14 protein-coding genes are annotated in these 15,779 nt (G+C 76.6%); 9 read left to right on the forward strand and 5 right to left on the reverse strand.

Annotated features, from left to right (window positions below; translation table 11 throughout):
• Window positions 1-26 precede the first annotated feature (26 nt).
• Window positions 27-677, forward strand: coding sequence for a DUF305 domain-containing protein (locus tag ACZ3IL_RS22475; protein ID WP_467392645.1), 651 nt, complete (start codon window positions 27-29; stop codon window positions 675-677).
• Window positions 678-774: 97 nt separating this feature from the next.
• Here ACZ3IL_RS22475 and ACZ3IL_RS22480 read toward each other — a convergent pair whose 3' ends face one another.
• Window positions 775-1,131, reverse strand: coding sequence for an ArsR/SmtB family transcription factor (locus ACZ3IL_RS22480; protein ID WP_467392647.1), 357 nt, complete (start codon window positions 1,129-1,131; stop codon window positions 775-777).
• Between the two features lie 120 nt (window positions 1,132-1,251).
• Between ACZ3IL_RS22480 and ACZ3IL_RS22485 the strand changes: the two genes are divergently transcribed.
• Complete coding sequence (locus tag ACZ3IL_RS22485) at window positions 1,252-2,334, forward strand: NADH:flavin oxidoreductase/NADH oxidase (protein WP_467392649.1); 1,083 nt, start codon at window positions 1,252-1,254, stop codon at window positions 2,332-2,334.
• Window positions 2,335-2,446: 112 nt separating this feature from the next.
• Complete coding sequence (locus ACZ3IL_RS22490; protein ID WP_467392651.1) at window positions 2,447-3,532, forward strand: WD40/YVTN/BNR-like repeat-containing protein; 1,086 nt, start codon at window positions 2,447-2,449, stop codon at window positions 3,530-3,532.
• 21 nt (window positions 3,533-3,553) lie between these two features.
• Here the strand turns inward: ACZ3IL_RS22490 and ACZ3IL_RS22495 are convergent, their stop codons facing one another.
• Window positions 3,554-4,231: a uracil-DNA glycosylase gene (locus ACZ3IL_RS22495; protein ID WP_467392653.1), complete on the reverse strand. Its 678-nt coding sequence runs from the start codon at window positions 4,229-4,231 to the stop codon at window positions 3,554-3,556.
• Between the two features lie 174 nt (window positions 4,232-4,405).
• On the opposite strand from ACZ3IL_RS22495, the gene ACZ3IL_RS22500 reads away from it, so the two are divergent.
• Together ACZ3IL_RS22500 and ACZ3IL_RS22505 are read left to right on the forward strand one after the other, a co-directional pair.
• Window positions 4,406-5,422 (forward strand): N-acetylglucosamine kinase, encoded by a 1,017-nt coding sequence (locus ACZ3IL_RS22500; protein ID WP_467392908.1) that lies wholly within the window; start codon window positions 4,406-4,408, stop codon window positions 5,420-5,422.
• A 142-nt stretch (window positions 5,423-5,564) separates the two neighbouring features.
• A complete protein-coding gene (locus ACZ3IL_RS22505) occupies window positions 5,565-6,488 on the forward strand; it encodes a sirohydrochlorin chelatase (protein WP_467392655.1) in 924 nt (307 codons plus the stop codon).
• A gap of 100 nt (window positions 6,489-6,588) precedes the next feature.
• On the opposite strand, the gene ACZ3IL_RS22510 is transcribed toward ACZ3IL_RS22505, so the two are convergent.
• Together ACZ3IL_RS22510 and ACZ3IL_RS22515 are read right to left on the reverse strand one after the other, a co-directional pair.
• Entirely contained in the window at window positions 6,589-7,671 is a 1,083-nt protein-coding gene (locus ACZ3IL_RS22510; protein ID WP_467392657.1) for a lactonase family protein, read from the reverse strand.
• A gap of 110 nt (window positions 7,672-7,781) precedes the next feature.
• Entirely contained in the window at window positions 7,782-9,281 is a 1,500-nt protein-coding gene (locus tag ACZ3IL_RS22515; RefSeq protein ID WP_467392910.1) for an FUSC family protein, read from the reverse strand.
• A 447-nt stretch (window positions 9,282-9,728) separates the two neighbouring features.
• Between ACZ3IL_RS22515 and ACZ3IL_RS22520 the strand changes: the two genes are divergently transcribed.
• The 3 genes from ACZ3IL_RS22520 (at window position 9,729) to ACZ3IL_RS22530 (ending at window position 11,171) form a co-directional block, all read left to right on the forward strand.
• Complete coding sequence (locus ACZ3IL_RS22520; RefSeq protein ID WP_467392659.1) at window positions 9,729-10,106, forward strand: DoxX family protein; 378 nt, start codon at window positions 9,729-9,731, stop codon at window positions 10,104-10,106.
• A 109-nt stretch (window positions 10,107-10,215) separates the two neighbouring features.
• Window positions 10,216-10,695 (forward strand): Lrp/AsnC family transcriptional regulator, encoded by a 480-nt coding sequence (locus tag ACZ3IL_RS22525; RefSeq protein ID WP_467392661.1) that lies wholly within the window; start codon window positions 10,216-10,218, stop codon window positions 10,693-10,695.
• 80 nt (window positions 10,696-10,775) lie between these two features.
• The gene (locus ACZ3IL_RS22530) at window positions 10,776-11,171 is read left to right on the forward strand and encodes a TOBE domain-containing protein (protein WP_467392663.1); all 396 of its coding nucleotides are present in this window, start codon (window positions 10,776-10,778) and stop codon (window positions 11,169-11,171) included.
• Between the two features lie 224 nt (window positions 11,172-11,395).
• Here the strand turns inward: ACZ3IL_RS22530 and ACZ3IL_RS22535 are convergent, their stop codons facing one another.
• On the reverse strand, window positions 11,396-13,456 hold the full coding sequence (locus tag ACZ3IL_RS22535; protein WP_467392665.1) for a SpoIIE family protein phosphatase: 2,061 nt from the start codon (window positions 13,454-13,456) through the stop codon (window positions 11,396-11,398).
• Between the two features lie 369 nt (window positions 13,457-13,825).
• On the opposite strand from ACZ3IL_RS22535, the gene ACZ3IL_RS22540 reads away from it, so the two are divergent.
• On the forward strand, window positions 13,826-15,571 hold the full coding sequence (locus tag ACZ3IL_RS22540; protein WP_467392912.1) for a serine/threonine-protein kinase: 1,746 nt from the start codon (window positions 13,826-13,828) through the stop codon (window positions 15,569-15,571).
• Window positions 15,572-15,779 lie beyond the last annotated feature (208 nt).

A 15,779-nucleotide genomic window follows, 5' to 3' on the forward strand; every position in this document is an offset into this window, starting at 1 on the left:
CCCCGCAGGAGCAACTGGAGGTCGCGTTGTCGATCCGCCGTCAGCGTGCCGTGGTGGCCGCGGTCCTGTCCGCCGCCGCCGTACTCGCCCTGGGCGCCTGTGGCCCGGAGCCGGACGGGAGGGCGCCGAAGGCCGCGAGCCCGACGGGGGCCACGGTGGTGGCGCCCGGGCGGCCGGGCGAACCGGCCCGGCGGGTGTCGCCCGAGGAGGCCGCCCGGCTGCTCCCCGACGAGAGCCCGAACGGTGCCGACTTCCGGTACGTCCGGATGATGATCGCGCACCACCGGCAGGCCCTGACGATGACGGAACTGGTGCCGCGGCGGGCGGAGTCCGCCGGGGTCAAGAAGGTCGCCGAGCGGATCGCGGCCGCGCAGAAGCCGGAGATCGGGGCGATGGAGGACTGGCTGAAGAACAACGGCGGTCCGCGCGAGGAGGGCGGCCACGACCACCACGCGATGCCCGGCATGGCGACCGGGGCCCAGCTCGCGGAGCTGAGGGGGGCCAGGGGCAGGGCCTTCGACGAGCTGTTCCTGAAGCTGATGATCACCCACCACCAGGGCGCCGTGACGATGGCGGCCGAGCTGCTGGGCGCGGGCAACAACGTCCTGGTGGAGGAGATGGCGAACGACGTGATCGCCCAGCAGACCTCGGAGATCGCCCGGATGCGCTCGCTGTAGGGAGCGCGTCCGGCGCGGGGCCGGCGGCGGACGGGCACGCCCCGTCCGTCTCCGCGCCGGGCGCGCGCACCCCGCCCGGCGCGGGGGCGGACGGCCGTCAGGCGGCCGGGGCGCCGTCCCCGTCGCCGGCCCGGGCCGCCGCCGCGAGGACGGCGTCGAGGAGGCCGGGGAAGAGGGCGTCGAGGTCGTCCCTGCGCAGGGTGTTGAGCTTGGCCGTCCCCCGGTACGTCTGGCGGACGACGCCGCTCTCGCGCAGCACCCGGAAGTGGTGCGTCGTCGTGGACTTGGTCACCGGCAGGTCGAAGTCCGAGCAGCTCAGCTCGGCGTCCTCGCGCGCCAGGTCCCGCACGATCCGCAGGCGCACGGCGTCCGCGAGCGCGTGCAGCACGTCTTCGAGGCGGATCCGGTCGCGCGCGGGGTGTTCGAGCGCTCGCGGGTCGGCGGTGGTCGTCATGGCGGCTCCACTTCATCCGGGACGACCTCATTGTACGAGACCTCTCGTAGTTTGACATGCGTCGTACTACGATGCCTATCGTATGAACGTCCTTCGAGGCATCCCGAAACGGAGTCCGTCATGAGCGTCGCCCTCTTCGAGCCCTTCACGCTGCGGTCCCTGACCGTCCCCAACCGGGTCTGGATGGCCCCCATGTGCCAGTACTCGGCCGGGACGACCGGCCCGGACGCGGGCGTCGCCCGCGACTGGCACTTCGCCCACTACGCCGCCCGCGCCACCGGCGGCGCCGGGCTGATCCTCGTCGAGGCGACCGCCGTCTCCCCCGAGGGCCGCATCAGCCCGGCGGACCTCGGCCTCTGGAACGACGCCCAGACCGAGGGACTGCGCCGGATCGCCGGCTTCCTCGCGGAGCAGGGCACCGTGCCCGGGATCCAGCTCGGCCACGCGGGACGCAAGGCCTCCACCAACCGCCCCTGGGAGGGCCGGGGTCCCGTCGCCCCGGGCGGGGACGGCTGGCAGCCCGTCGGCCCCAGCCCGGTCGGGTTCGACGAGCACCACCCGGTCCCGGACGAGCTGACCCCGGAGCGCATCCGGGAGATCACCGGGCAGTTCGCGGACGCGACCCGCCGCGCCCTGGAGGCCGGGTTCCGGGTCGTCGAGGTGCACGGCGCCCACGGCTACCTCATCGGCCAGTTCCTGTCCCCGCACAGCAACCACCGCACGGACGCGTACGGGGGCTCCTTCGAGAACCGCACCCGCTTCGCCCTGGAGGTCGTGGACGCGGTGCGGGCCGTGTGGCCCGAGGACCTGCCGGTCTTCTTCCGGATCTCCGCCACCGACTGGCTGGAGGAGCGGGGCTGGACGGTGGACGAGACCGTGCGGTTCGCCGCGCTGCTGCGCGAGCACGGCGTGGACCTGCTCGACGTCTCCAGCGGCGGCAACGGCGGACCGGCCCGCATCCCGGTGGGGCCCGGCTACCAGGTCCCCTTCGCCGCCCGCGTGAAGGCGGAGACGGGACTGCCCGTGGCCGCCGTCGGCCTCATCACCGAGAGCGGGCAGGCCGAGAAGATCCTCGCCAACGGCGAGGCGGACGCGGTCCTCCTCGGCCGCGAACTGCTGCGGGACGCCTCCTGGCCCCGCCGCGCCGCCCGCGAACTCGGCGGCGAGATCCACGCGCCGGCCCCGTACGCCTGGGCGATCTGAACCGGACCGGGCCCCTCCGGAAGGGGCTCCGGGGCGCGCCCGGGGGGGCACTGTCGGTGCGCGGGTGCAGACTGACCGTATCCGTGACAAGGACGTCCTGGAGGTGGCAGCCATGCCCGACGTACTCCTGACCGTAGGCACCCGCAAGGGCCTCTTCATCGGCCGCAGGCACGAGGGGCGGTGGGAGTTCGGCGATCCGGCGTTCCCCGCCCAGGCGGTGTACTCGGTCGCCGTCGACACCCGGCGGGCGACCCCCCGGCTGCTCGTCGGCGGGGACAGCACCCACTGGGGGCCGTCCGTCTTCCACTCCGACGACCTCGGCCGGAGCTGGACGGAACCGGCCCGGCCCGCGGTGAGGTTCCCCGAGGACACCGGGGCCTCCCTGGAGCGCGTCTGGCAGCTGCACCCGGCCCCTGAGCACTCCCCCGGCGTGGTGTACGCGGGGACGGAGCCGGCCGCGCTCTTCCGGTCGGCGGACGGCGGCGAGTCCTTCGAGCTGGTACGGCCGTTGTGGGAGCACCCGACCCGTTCGCGGTGGGTGCCCGGCGGGGGCGGCGAGGCCGTGCACACCGTGGTCACCGACCCCCGCGACCCGGACGCGCTCACGGTCGCGGTGTCGACCGCGGGGGTGTTCCGGTCGCGGGACGGCGGGGCCGCCTGGGCGCCCTCCAACGAGGGCGTGTCGGCGGTGTTCCTGCCGGACCCGCACCCCGAGTTCGGGCAGTGCGTCCACAAGATCGCCCAGGACGCGGGCGATCCGGACCGGCTCTACCTCCAGAACCACTGGGGCGTCTTCCGCAGCGACGACGCGGGCGCCCACTGGTCCGACATCGGCGCGGGACTCCCCTCCGACTTCGGCTTCGCCGTCGCGGCGCACCCGCACCGCCCCGGCACCGCCTACGTCTTCCCCATCACCGCGGACTCCGACCGGGTCCCGGCGGGCCGGCGGTGCCGCGTCTACCGCACGACCGACGCCGGGAGCACCTGGGAACCGCTGACCGCCGGGCTCCCCGGGGGCGACCACTACGGCACGGTGCTCCGGGACGCGCTGTGCACGGACGACGCGGACCCGGCGGGCGTCTACTTCGGCAACCGGAACGGCGAGGTGTACGCGAGCGCCGACGACGGGGACACCTGGGAACTCCTCGCCGAGCACCTGCCGGACGTGCTGTGCGTGCGGGCCGCGGTGCTCCGGTGAGCACCGCCCGCACGCGCCGGGTCAGGGCAGGCGCCAGTCCACCGGCTGCGCGCCCAGGCCGAGCAGGAGTTCGTTGGCGCGGCTGAAGGGCCGGGAGCCGAAGAAGCCCCGGTCCGCCGACATCGGGGACGGGTGCGCGGACTCGATCGCGGGCAGGTCGCCGAGGAGCGGACGGGCGTTGCGCGCGTCGCGGCCCCACAGGATCGACACCAGGGGCTTGCCCCGGGCGGCCAGGGCGCGGATCGCCTGTTCGGTGACCTCTTCCCAGCCCTTGCCCCGGTGGGCGGCCGGCTTGCGCGGGGCGGTGGTCAGCGCCCGGTTGAGGAGCAGGACGCCCTGGCGGGTCCAGGGGGTCAGGTCGCCGTTCGACGGGCGGGGCAGGCCCAGGTCGGTGTGCAGCTCCCGGAAGATGTTCTCCAGGCTGCCGGGCAGCGAACGGACCTCGGGCGCGACCGCGAAGCTCAGCCCGATCGCCATCCCCGGCGTCGGGTAGGGGTCCTGACCCACGATCAGGACCCTCACGTCGTCGAAGGGCTGCTGGAAGGCCCTCAGCACGTTCGGCCCGGAGGGGAGGTAGGTCCGGCCGGCGGCGATCTCGGCGCGCAGGAAGTCGCCCATCGCCGCCACCCGCCCCGCGACGGGGCTCAGGGCCTCCGCCCAGCCGGGCTCCACCAGTTCGTTCAAAGGTCGCGCTGTCACGGTCCGTCACTCTACCGGCCTACAGTGACAACCGGCCCCGACCGCCCGGCGGGGCGCCTCCCCCGCAGACTCCACCCCTTCCCGTGAGGACGGTGCACCGTGGTTTCCGTGAACGGCCCCATCACCGGACCCGTCGAACCCGCCGGATCTGCCGGACCCGCCGGACCTGTCGGGGTGGAGGGCCCGGACGGTCTGGTCGTCGGTGTCGACTCCGGCGGTTCGGGGCTCCGGATCGCCCTGGCCGAGGCCGCGACCGGCACGGTCCTCGGCACCCGCACGTCGCGCGAACCCGTGCGGACCGGCCCCGGCGGGATCTCCGCCGCCCACTTCCTGGAGCAGGTCCTGCCGACGGTCCGCGCCCTGAGGGAGCCGTTCGGGGCGCGGCCGGTGCTCGCCGCGGCCGTGGGCGCCGCCGGGATGGCGACCCTCGGGGACGAGCTGCGGGCCGGACTGCCGGGCGCGTTCGCGGAGGCGTGGGGGGTGCGCCGGATCGCGCTCGCGGCCGACGCGGTCACCGCGTACGCGGGAGCGCTCGGGCAGCGGCCGGGCGCGGTCGTCGCGGGCGGGACGGGGATGGTCGCGCTCGGCACGGACCTGGTGACCTGGCGGCGGGCCGACGGCTGGGGGCACCTCCTGGGCGACTGCGGCGGCGGCGCCTGGATCGGCCGGGCCGGCCTGGAGGCGGCGATGCGCGCGCACGACGGGCGGCGGGGAGGTTCGGCGGCGCTCCTGGACCGGGCGGAGAAGCTGTTCGGGCCGGCGGCGGGGCTGCCGGGCCTGCTCTACCCGCGCACGGACCGGCCCGCGGTGCTCGCCTCCTTCGCGCCGGAGGTGGGGCGCTGCGCCCCGGAGGACCCGGTGGCGGCGGACATCCTCGCCCGGGCCGGCGCGCACGTCGCGGAGGCCGCGGAGGCCGTGTGCCCAGCCGGGTCCGGGGCCGTGGTGGCCCTGACCGGGGGGTTGTTCAAGATGGGCGAGGTCCTGCTCGCGCCGCTGCGGACCGCGCTGGGGGAACTGCTTCCGCACGCCCGCGCGGCGGCTCCGGAAGGAGATCCGCTGGCGGGGGCGGTCGTGCTCGCCTCGGCGCTCGCCACCGGCACGCTGCGGCTGCCGGCCGACGCGTCGCTGCTGCGGCTCTTCGGCGGGGACGCGCCACCGGGACGCCCCTCCGGGCCGAAGCCGGTGTCCTGAAGCGAAAAGAGCACCGGAAAGGGGCAGAGGCGGGCGGAAACGGAACGGAAGCGGAGTTTCGGGCCGGACATAGAGGGACAGAAGGCGCGTGGTCGCACCTCAGCGAACGGCGCCGAGGGCGAAACCAGTAGCATGCGGCGCCATGAGCTCCCCCACTGGGCCTGCTTCCGGCCTGCCTGTACGAATGCCTCGACCCCGCCAGTCCGGGCGGCACCGTCGCCCCGAACCCGCGGCGGCGCCCGAGGGCGCTCCCGCGCTGGTTCTCGCCGTACCCGGCGTGCCTTCCGCCGCCATACGCTCGCTGGCCGAAGAGGTCCTGAGCATCGCCCGTTCCGAGCTGCCCGGCCTGGAGGCCGTGATCGGCTTCCTGGAGGGCGACGACGCCGAGTACCCCTCCCTGGCGAGCGTGGTCACGGCCGCCGCCGCGCTGCGCACCGACCGGTACGAGCTGGCTCTGGCCGCCGGCCGCGAGGTCCCCGCCCCGACGGGCCCGGCCGCGGTCGTCGTCCCGCTGCTCGCCGGCCCGGACAGCGCCCAGATGCGCCGGGTCCGCCAGGCCCTGATGGACGGCGGCAACACCGCCGAGCTGACCGATGTCCTCGGACCGCACCCGCTCCTCGCCGAGGCGCTGCACGTGCGCCTGTCGGAGGTGGGCCTGGCCCGCGCCGACCGCGCCCGGCTGTTCACGGTCACCACGGCCGCCGACGGCATCATCCTGGCCACGGTCGGCGGCGAGGAGGCCGTGCAGGCCGCCGGGATCACCGGCATGCTGCTCGCCGCGCGCCTCGCCGTGCCGGTGATCGCCGCCGCGCTCGACCAGGAGGGCTCGATCGCCTCCGTCGCCGAGCAGCTGCGCGCCGCGGGCTCGGGGCAGCTGGCCCTCGCCCCGTACCTGATCGGCCCCGAGCTGGCCGAAGGCCTCCTCGACGAGGCCGCGAAGGAGGCCGGGTGCGCCGCCGCCGAGCCGCTGGGCGCCTACCCGGCGATCGGCAGGCTGGTGCTCTCGCAGTACACGGCCGCGCTGGGCATCTCGCCGCAGCAGCCGCAGGGCGTGCCCTCGCTCTGAGCGACGCCGCCGCCCGCGCCGAAGGGCCCGCACCGTCCGGTGCGGGCCCTTCGCGTGTCCGCCGGGGCCGCGCCAGGGCCGGGGGCGGTCCCGGCGCGGCTCAGCCGAAGACGACGCAGGAGGCCGCCGGGGCCTGGATCGCGCCCGCGCGGGAGGGCACGCCGGTCCTGGGGTCGAGGGCGAACCAGGTGACGTCGCCGGAGCGCTCGTTCGCCGCGTACAGGTGCCGTCCGGAGGGGGCGAGGGTCAGGTCGCGCGGCCAGGTGCCGCCGCAGGGCACGGTGGCGGTCAGCGAGGCCCCGGAGCCGTCCGGGTCGAGGGCGAGGACGGCGAGGGTGTCGTCGCCCCGGACGGCGGCCCAGAGGAAGCGTCCGTCGGGGGCGACGACCACCTCGGAGGGGTAGCTGGGGCCGGGGGCGCCCTCGGGGACGACGCGGGTCTCGCCGAGCGGTTCGAGGGTGCCCGTCTCCGCGTCCCACCGGCAGACGGTGAGGACGGGTTCCAGCTCGTGCAGGACGTACGCGTGCGTGCCGGACGGGTGGAAGGCGAGGTGGCGGGGGCCGGTGCCGGGACGCAGCGCGGTCTCGCCGTGGAGGGCGGGCGTCCCGGTCGCGGGGTCGAGGGCGTAGATCCACACGGAGTCGGTGCCGAGGTCCACGCCGACGACCCACCGGCCGCTGGGGTCGGGGAGCACCTGGTGGGCGTGCGGGCCGCTCTGGCGGTCGGCGACGGGGCCGCTCCCCTCGTGGCGCAGGACCGCCGCGACGGGGCGGGCGGTGCCGTCCCCGGCCAGGGGCAGGACGCTGATGCTGCCGGAGGTGTAGTTGGCGGTGAGCACGTGGCCGGCGGCCAGGGAGAGGTGGGTGGGGCCCGCACCGTCGACGGGGACGGGCGTGCCGAGCGGCCGGGGCACGGGCCCGGTGACGTCGAAGGCGGCCACGGCGCCGGCGTCGGTCTCCGACACGGTGTGGAGCACGGGGCCCGCGAGGGCCAGGAAGGAGGGGTCGGCGACGGCGTCGCTGGAACCGGTGACGGTCAGCGCGCCCGTCTCCCCGTCCACCTCGGCGGCGAGGACCCCCCGCCCGCCCTCCGAGGTGAAGGAGCCGATGTACGCCCGTACGGCGTTCCCGTCCCCTCCGCCGTTCCGGCCGCTTCCGTCCCGGACCGTCCCTGTGTCACCCACGCTGTCTCCCCTTCCCGGGGCCGGCCGTGGTCGGCCGGCCGTTTCGCGCCGACGGTAGCAGGGGTCTAGACCAAAGGGGCCGAAGACGGGGCGGCCGTCCGGGTCCGTTCTCAGGCGGCCGGGACCAGGGGTGCGCGGGGGGAGGTGCGCAGCGGCGCCGCGAGTTCCACGAGGGCCTGCTCCAGGCCGTACAGATGGCCGAGGGCCGCCTCGGCGCCGGGGTGGTGCGGCACCCCGGCCGCGCCGGCGTCCGGGGACCCCACGGGCTTCGCCGGGGGCACGAGGGCGTGGACGGCGGCCTCGACGCGCCAGGCGGCGGCGGCGAGCCGGGCGTCGTGCGAGGCGTCCGGGTCGGCGGCGACGGCGGCGAGGCCCCTGATCTCGCGGGCGCAGTCGTCCAGGAGCGCGAGCACCCGGCGGGCGCGGGCCTTGCGGGCGCGCAGCGGACTGAGCGGGTGCACGAGCGGCGCGAGGGAGAGCCGGACCCGGCCGAGCAGGAGCTCCAGTTCGGCGGCGTGCGGCGCCGGGTCGGCGTCCGGGTCGCCGGCGAGCCGGCGGGCGGCGGCCGTGGTGCAGGTGTGCACGCAGGTCACGGCCCGCTCGATCCAGGCGTTGGTGGCCGCGTGCGTGGTCACGGGCAGCAGGAGGACGCCGATCGCGGCGCCGGCCGCGCCGACGGCGGTCTCCTGGAAGCGCAGGAGCAGCAGGCCGGGGTGCAGGACGCCGAGGAGGCCGTACAGCAGTCCGGCCATGACGGTCACGAAGAACATCATCCAGCTGTACGAGAGGAGGGCGGTGTAGAAGATCCCGAAGACGCACACGGCGACGAGGAACGCGGTCGGGGCGGGCGCGCCGCCCACGGGGACGGCGATCAGGAGTCCGGCGGCGATGCCGGTGACGGTGCCGAGGACCCGGCGGAAGCCCCGGACGAGGGTCTCGCCGCGCGAGGCGGTGTTGACGAAGATCCACCAGGCGGTGCCGACGGCCCAGTACCAGCGCTCGTGGGAGATCAGCTGGCCCGCCGCGAGGGCGACGGCGCAGGCGGCGGTGGTCTGGAAGGCCTGGCGGGTGGTGGGGCGGGCGAGACCGGTGCCCGGCAGCGGGGCGGGGGCGGCGGGCGGCGGGACGCGCCGCTCGACGCACCAGAGGCCGAAGCGGACCGTTCCGGCGGCGAGCAGGGCGAGGGCGACGGCCGCGTACAGCTCGGGCAGCTGCGCGGGGAGCGCGTGCAGGAACTGGGTGACGAAGAACTGCATGAAGGCGAAGATGCCGAGGGCGTGCCCGCGCGGCCCCCAGCGGCGGGCGTACACGCCGGCGAAGACGACGAGGAGCCAGGCGGCGTCGCGGAGCGGGGGGACGCCGTGGAGGGCGGTCGCCAGGGCGAGGACGGGGAAGCCGGCGGCCGGCAGCAGGACGGTGGTGACGGCCTGGCGGCGCACGGTCGGATCCCCCACGGTGAAGAGGGCGAGCAGCGCGGCCAGGCCCGCGGTGACGGAGGCGGTGAGGGAGAGCCCGGCGAGTTCGGCCAGCGCGACGGCGAGGCCGATGCCGAGGACCGCCCGCAGGGAGACGCGCAGTCGGACGAGCCCCGGGTCCGGGGCCACGAACATCTTCTTCACGGCTTCGGCCGCCCCCTTGTCTTGCCTCTCGCCGGCCGCGCGGCGCCCGGGGGTGGTGGGAGCGCGCGGACACGACGAAGGCGCCGCGGTCCGGACCGGCCTCGTCGCCGCCCCGGCGCTGCGCGGCGCCGAAAGTACGTGGATGGGACACAGGAAAGCATCCTCGCTCCATTGGCTCAACTCTTCGCCGATCCGCTGGTCCATTGGCCCGGTGCGCGCGGCCGTGAGCGCTCCGGCTGTGGGCCAACGGACCACCGCGGCCGGGACGGGCGTTTCCCGCCGGGAGGGACGGCGGCCCCGGTCTGGCCTTCCCGGGGAACGGCCCCGGGTCTCGACGGCCAGCCCCCGCGCGTGCCACCCTCACTCCGTACCTACCGGCCGGTAACAGCGCTCGCCGGCCGGTGCCCGTCCCGTACCGCCGCCCTCCGGAGGAGCGCCATGCCACGGTCCGCACGTTCCGCCCTCGCCCTCGCCGGCCTGATGGCCGCCGCGGGCACCGCCCACTTCCTCGTCCCGAGGCCGTTCGACGCGATCGTGCCGCGCGCCCTGCCGGGGCGCCCGAGGACGTGGACCCGGATCAGCGGGGCCGCCGAACTGGCGCTCGCGGCCGGTCTCGCGGTGCCGGGGACGCGTCCGGCGGCCGCCCGCGCGACCGCCGTCCTCCTCGCCGCCGTCCTCCCCGCCAACGTGCAGATGGCGTACGACTGGCGCCACCGCCCCGCGGTCGCCAGGGCCGTCGCCTTCGGCCGCGTCCCCCTCCAGCTCCCCCTGATCCTCTGGGCCGCGCACGCGGCACGCGGCGCGGAGCGCCCGTAGGCCCGGCGCCCCGCCCCCGGGGCCGGCGTCCCGTCCCGGCCCCGGCCGCCGGACCCCGGATAGAGTCGGCACCGGGGGCACGGAAGCGAGCGGAGGAGGCCGGCGGGCCATGGCGGTGGACGGGCTCGACACCCGGATTCTGCGGCTGCTGATCGAGCGGCCGAGGACGAGCGTGCGCGAGTACGCGCGCCTCCTGGGGGTCGCACGGGGCACCGTGCAGGCCCGGATCGACCGGATGGAACGGGACGGGGTGATCACGGCCACCGGACCGGTCCTCTCCCCCGCCGCCCTGGGCCATCCGGTCCTCGCCTTCGTGCACGTCGAGGTGACCCAGGGCCGTCTGGACGAGGTCGGGGACGCCCTCGCGGCCGTCCCGGAGATCGTGGAGGCCTTCTCCATCACCGGCGGCGGCGATCTGCTGACCCGGGTGGTGGCGCGGGACGCCGGTCATCTGGAGGACGTCATCCAGCGCCTGATCCGGCTGCCCGGAGTGGTCCGCACCCGGACCGAGATCGCGTTGCGCGAGCGGGTGCCCCACCGGCTGCTGCCCCTGGTCGAGGCGGTGGGACGGGGAGAGGGCGCCGTCTGACCTCCCGCGCCCCGGCGAGGGTGGCCGGGAGGGCGCCCACGCCGCACGGACGCGGACCCGGGGCCCGTAATCTTGCGCGCATGCACTCCTACACCATCGGGCAGGCGGCGCGCCTCCTGGGCGTGAGCCCCGACACGGCACGCCGCTGGGCCGATGCGGGCCGGATCGCCACCCACCGCGACGAGAACGGCCGGCGGCTCGTCGACGGCCGCGACCTGGCCGCCTTCTCCGTCGAGGCCGGGCAGGGCGCCGCGGACGACGACGACCGGCCGTACACCTCGGCGCGCAACGCGTTCCCGGGGATCGTGACGGCGGTCAAGCTCGGTGACGTCGCGGCCCAGGTGGAGATCCAGGCGGGACCGCACCGCCTCGTCTCGCTCCTCACCCGGGAGGCCGTGGAGGAGCTGGGGATCGAGGTCGGCATGCGGGCCACCGCCCGCGTGAAGTCGACCAGCGTCCACATCGACGTGACCTGATCCGGTAGCGCGCCCGCCGGCCCCGGACCGTACCGCCCGGCGGCGTGCCGTACCGCCGGGCGGCGTGCCGTACCGCCGGGCGGCGTGCCGTACCGCCGGGCGGCGTGCCCGCCGCTCCCGGACCGCACCCCCGGGCGGCGCGCCCGGGACGCCGGACCCGCCGCCCTCCCCTCCGGCCCCGCCACGGCCCCCGGCTCCGGGCGGGGCCGGAACCGGACGGGGCGTCAGCGGGTGCTGCGGGCGACGAGCATCGCCACGTCGTCCTGGGCCGAGTCCGCGAGGAGCTGGGCCAGGACCTCGTCGCACAGCCGGTCCAGGGGCCGGTCGAGAGGGGCGAGCGCCCGCGCGAGCCGGCCCAGCCCCTCGTCGAGGTCCCGGTCCCGGGCCTCGACGAGGCCGTCGGTGTAGAGGACGAGGAGCCCGCCCCCGGGCAGGACGACCTCCTCCGTGCCGAAGTCCCGCGCCCCCGTGCCCAGCGGGGTCCCCGGCGGGCCGTCGAGGAAGGTGACGGTCCCGTCCGGAGTGGCGACGGCCGGCGGCGGGTGCCCCGCGCGGGCGATCACCCAGCGGCCGGTGGCCGGGTCGTGGACCGCGTAGACGCAGGTCGCCATCTCGTCCTCGCCCAGGTCGGCCACGACGGCGTCGAGGGAACCGAGCATCCGGGCCGGCGGGATGTCGTGGCGGGCCAGGGTCCTCACGGCGGTGCGCAGCTGGCCCATGACGGCCGCCGCGTGGATGCCGTGGCCCATGACGTCGCCGATGACGAGACCGGTCCGGCCGCCCGGCAGGGCGATGGCGTCGAACCAGTCGCCCCCGACGTCGTGGGCGCTGGCGGGCAGGTAGCGGCCGGTGAGTTCGAGACCGGCGACGGTGGGGAGCGCGCTGTTGGTGAGGGAGCGCTGGAGGGTGAGGGCGGCATCCCGCTGGGTGGTGTAGAGGCGGGCGTTGTCGATGTTGAGGGCGGCGCGGGCGACGACCTCGTCGACGAGGACCCGGTCCTGGGCGTCGAAGGGCTCGCGGGACCGCAGCCGGGTCACCATGACGGCGCCGAGGACCTTCCCCCGGGCCACCAGGGGCACGAGCCGCACCGAGCCGACGCGGTCGGCGAAGTAGCCGCGGAGCGCCTCCGCGTGCGGGTCGCCGAGGAGGGGCGGGAGATCGGACGCGCCCAGGTCCACGGGCCGGCCGCGGACGACGACCTGCTCGTACACGGAGTCGAACGGGACCTGGAAGGTCCGTCCCGGGGCGAGCAGGGACGCGGGGGCGGCCGGGTCGGGGAAACGGGCCGCGAGCCGACGCAGCACGCCCCGGGTGGAGGCGGCGGGGTCGTCCGGCGCGAAGACCGTCTCCAGCATCTGCACGTCGGCCGAGTCGGCGAGCTGGGGCACGAGGAAGCGGACGGTCTCCTCCGCGGTCCGCCCCAGGTCCAGGGTGGTGCCGATCCGGGCGCCGGCCTCCGCGAGCAGGGCGAAGCGCCGGCGGGCCCGCTCGACCTCGCCGTGCGCCTCCTGGCTCTCGGTGATGTCGACCACGGAGGCGATGAGCCCCAGGGGGCGGTGTTCGGCGCGGTCGACGAGCGGGGCGTACGAGCAGGACCAGACGTGGTCCCGGTCCGGGTCGGCGGGGGTGCGGCCCGTCCGGCGGGCGTCGGTGACGGCGGTGCCGGTGCGCAGGACCCGGCGCATGAGGGATTCCAGCGAGACGGCGTTGACGCCGGGCACGACCTCGGTGAGGCGGCGGCCCACGTGTCCGGCCGCGGGGACGCCGTTCATCCGGGCCAGGGCGTCGTTGACGCGCAGGAAGCGCAGGTCGGGGCCGAGCAGTCCGAGGCCGATGGGCGACTGGGTGAAGAGGCTCTCCATCGCCGCCAGGTTCTCCCGCATGCGCAGGACCTCGGAGGTCTCCACGGCGATGAGCATCGCCCCCGGCAGCCCCTCCGGGTCGGCGGCCGGCACGATCCACATCTCCATGACGACCGTGTGGCCGTCGCGGTGGCGGACGGGCAGCGTGCCGACCATGGTCTCGCCCGCCTGGACGCGGCGGGTGAGCCGGTCGGCGAGTTCGCGGTTGGCGTCGGGGACGAGCAGCGGGGTGGCGGGGCGTCCCAGCACGTGCTCGGGCCGGTGGCCGAGGAGGTCCTGGGCGGCGAGGGACCACTCGACGATGCGGCCCCCGGCGTCCTCGCGCCACAGGGCGATCGGCAGCAGCTCGCGGAGCACCCCGGCGTCGCCCATGGCCGCCCGGGGCGGTGGGGGAACCCTGCTCGACGACCGGTGTGTCTCCAACGCATCGCCCTACGCCTCGACCCCGCCCCAGAGGGCGCGATATCTACCGAATCACCCTATCCGAGACATCGGTGGCGGGCGCTGCGCGGTACGGCCGATCGATGTCCCCGGCCGGCCGGGGACGGGAGGTGACAGTACGGCCGGAAGCGGCGAAGATCTGGACGCGGACGGACGCGGGACGGCTCCGGGCCGGCCTCCGGGCCCCGGCCCTCACGGGACGTCCGCGGACCGGCGTGTACGGCGGAGGGGTGGCCGTCCGGCCGGGTGGCACCGGTCCGGGGACCGGGGAAGACCGACTACAGGGGTGCGCGCGTGAGCAGAGTGATCGACGGCCGTTTCGAACTGCTGGAGCGGCTGGGCGGGGGCGGCATGGGGACGGTGTGGCGCGCCCGCGACCTGTCCCTCCACCGCGACGTGGCGCTCAAGGAGGTGCGCCCGCCGGACCCCGCCATGGCCGAGTACGACGCCGAGGGCGCCCGGACCCTGCGCGCCCGGGTGCTGCGGGAGGCCCGCGCCCTGGCCCGGATCACCCACCCCAACGTGGTGACGATCCACCACATCGTGGACGCGGGCGAGGGGACCTTCCCGTGGCTCGTGATGGAGCTGGTCACCGGCGGCACCCTCCAGGACCGGCTCGACCGGGGCACGATGGCCCCCGCCGAGGCCGCCGGGCTCGGGCGCGAGCTGCTCTCGGCCCTGCGCGCCGCCCACGAGCGGGGCATCGAGCACCGTGACGTGAAGCCCGCCAACGTCCTGCTGCGGCCCGACGGGCGGCCGGTCCTCACCGACTTCGGGATCGCGGCGATCCGGGAGTCGACGGCCCTCACCGCCTCGGGATCGATCATCGGGTCGCCCGACTACATGGCGCCCGAGCGCATCCGGGGCGGCGCGAGCGGCCCGGCGGCCGACCTGTGGTCGCTGGCCATGCTGCTGTACGTGGCGGTGGAGGGCCACCACCCGCTGCGCAGGGAGAACACCCTCGCGACCCTCGCGGCGGTCCTCTCCGACGACGTGCCCCCTCCGGTCCGGGCCGGTGCGCTGGGCGGCGTGCTGACGCGCCTCCTCGTGCGGGACCCGGCCGCGCGCCCGGACGCGGAGGAGCTGGACCGCGTGCTGGCCGCCGTCGCGGCGGGGACCCACCGGGACGGGGACGCCGTACGGGACCGGGCGCCGGGCGCCGGGGCCGGGTGGCCGGGCGCCGGGGCCGGGTGGCCGGATGCCGGGGACGGGTGGTCGGGGGGCGGGGAGACGAGGGCGCTCCGGCCGGCACCGGCGGGACCTGTAGGAGGTCCTACGGGACCGGCAGGAGGTTCGGCGGGAGGCCCTACGGGACCGGCGGGGGGCCCGGCAGGAGGCCCTACGGGACCGGCGGGGGCTCCGCCGGGAGGCCCGGCGGGCTTTCCGCCCTTCTCCCCCGCGCCCGCCCCGGCGGCGGTCGCCCCCAAGCGGCACGGACGGCGGTTCGTCGGGGCGGCGGCCGTGGTGGCGGTCCTCGCGGTGGGCGTGCCCGTCGCCCTGAACCGGGACTGGGGCGCGACCGGGCCGGACGGCGGACCGACCGCCGCCGCCCCCTCGGCGCAGGGCCCCGCCGACCGGCGTCCCACGGCGTCGGCGACGCCCGCGAAGGACACGGAGGCCGGGAAGGACACGGAGGCCGGGAAGACCGACCTCCTGACGCCCGCCGGGGCACGGGCCGCCGTCGCCGCCGTCAAGGCGGCCTCGGGCGGCGCCAAGGTCACCAGCTTCGTCGTGTACCCGGAGTACGCCGTGGCCCAGGCGATGGTCAAGGGCAGCACGAAGCGGTACGACCGCTACACGTACCGGGGCGGGGACGTGGCCGTCCGCGAGGGGCCCGGCGGCACCGTCTTCCCGGGCTCGGTCCCGGCCGATCTGGACGCCTTCTCGTGGGACGCCCTGCCGGCGCTCATGAAGCGCGCCGACAAGGAGCTGGGGATCACCAGCCCGACCAGCCGCTATCTGATCGTCACCCCGGCCTCGACGCTCACGGGCGGCGACGCCGGACTGAGCGTCTACCTGTCCGACGCGTACGGCTCCGCCCATCTGACGGCCGACGCCAAGGGCCGGGTGATCACCACCCATCCCCGCGAGGACTGACCGGACGGGTGGACGGGCGCGGTGCCGGGGGACGCGGGCGGACGGGCGGACGCGGGCGGGGCAGGTGCGGGTGGGGCAGGCGCGGGCGGGGGACGCGGGCGGGCGCGGGCCGGGGGCGCCCAACCCGGGAACCGGACCCGCCGATTCCCCCTCCCCGCGCCTGCCCCGCCCCCCGCTTCTTCCCCGCGCTCTTCTCCCCCGGCGGCCC

It is taken from the genome of Streptomyces sp. NPDC014907, assembly GCF_055562975.1.

Coding starts and splice junctions, on each gene's coding strand:
- ACZ3IL_RS22480 (WP_467392647.1), bottom strand. CDS start 1,131: ATGACGACCACCGCCGACCCGCGAGCGCTCGAACACCCCGCGCGCGAC.
- ACZ3IL_RS22485 (WP_467392649.1), top strand. CDS start 1,252: ATGAGCGTCGCCCTCTTCGAGCCCTTCACGCTGCGGTCCCTGACCGTC.
- ACZ3IL_RS22490 (WP_467392651.1), top strand. CDS start 2,447: ATGCCCGACGTACTCCTGACCGTAGGCACCCGCAAGGGCCTCTTCATC.
- ACZ3IL_RS22505 (WP_467392655.1), top strand. CDS start 5,565: ATGAGCTCCCCCACTGGGCCTGCTTCCGGCCTGCCTGTACGAATGCCT.
- ACZ3IL_RS22515 (WP_467392910.1), bottom strand. CDS start 9,281: ATGTTCGTGGCCCCGGACCCGGGGCTCGTCCGACTGCGCGTCTCCCTG.
- ACZ3IL_RS22520 (WP_467392659.1), top strand. CDS start 9,729: ATGCCACGGTCCGCACGTTCCGCCCTCGCCCTCGCCGGCCTGATGGCC.
- ACZ3IL_RS22525 (WP_467392661.1), top strand. CDS start 10,216: ATGGCGGTGGACGGGCTCGACACCCGGATTCTGCGGCTGCTGATCGAG.
- ACZ3IL_RS22530 (WP_467392663.1), top strand. CDS start 10,776: ATGCACTCCTACACCATCGGGCAGGCGGCGCGCCTCCTGGGCGTGAGC.
- ACZ3IL_RS22540 (WP_467392912.1), top strand. CDS start 13,826: ATGGGGACGGTGTGGCGCGCCCGCGACCTGTCCCTCCACCGCGACGTG.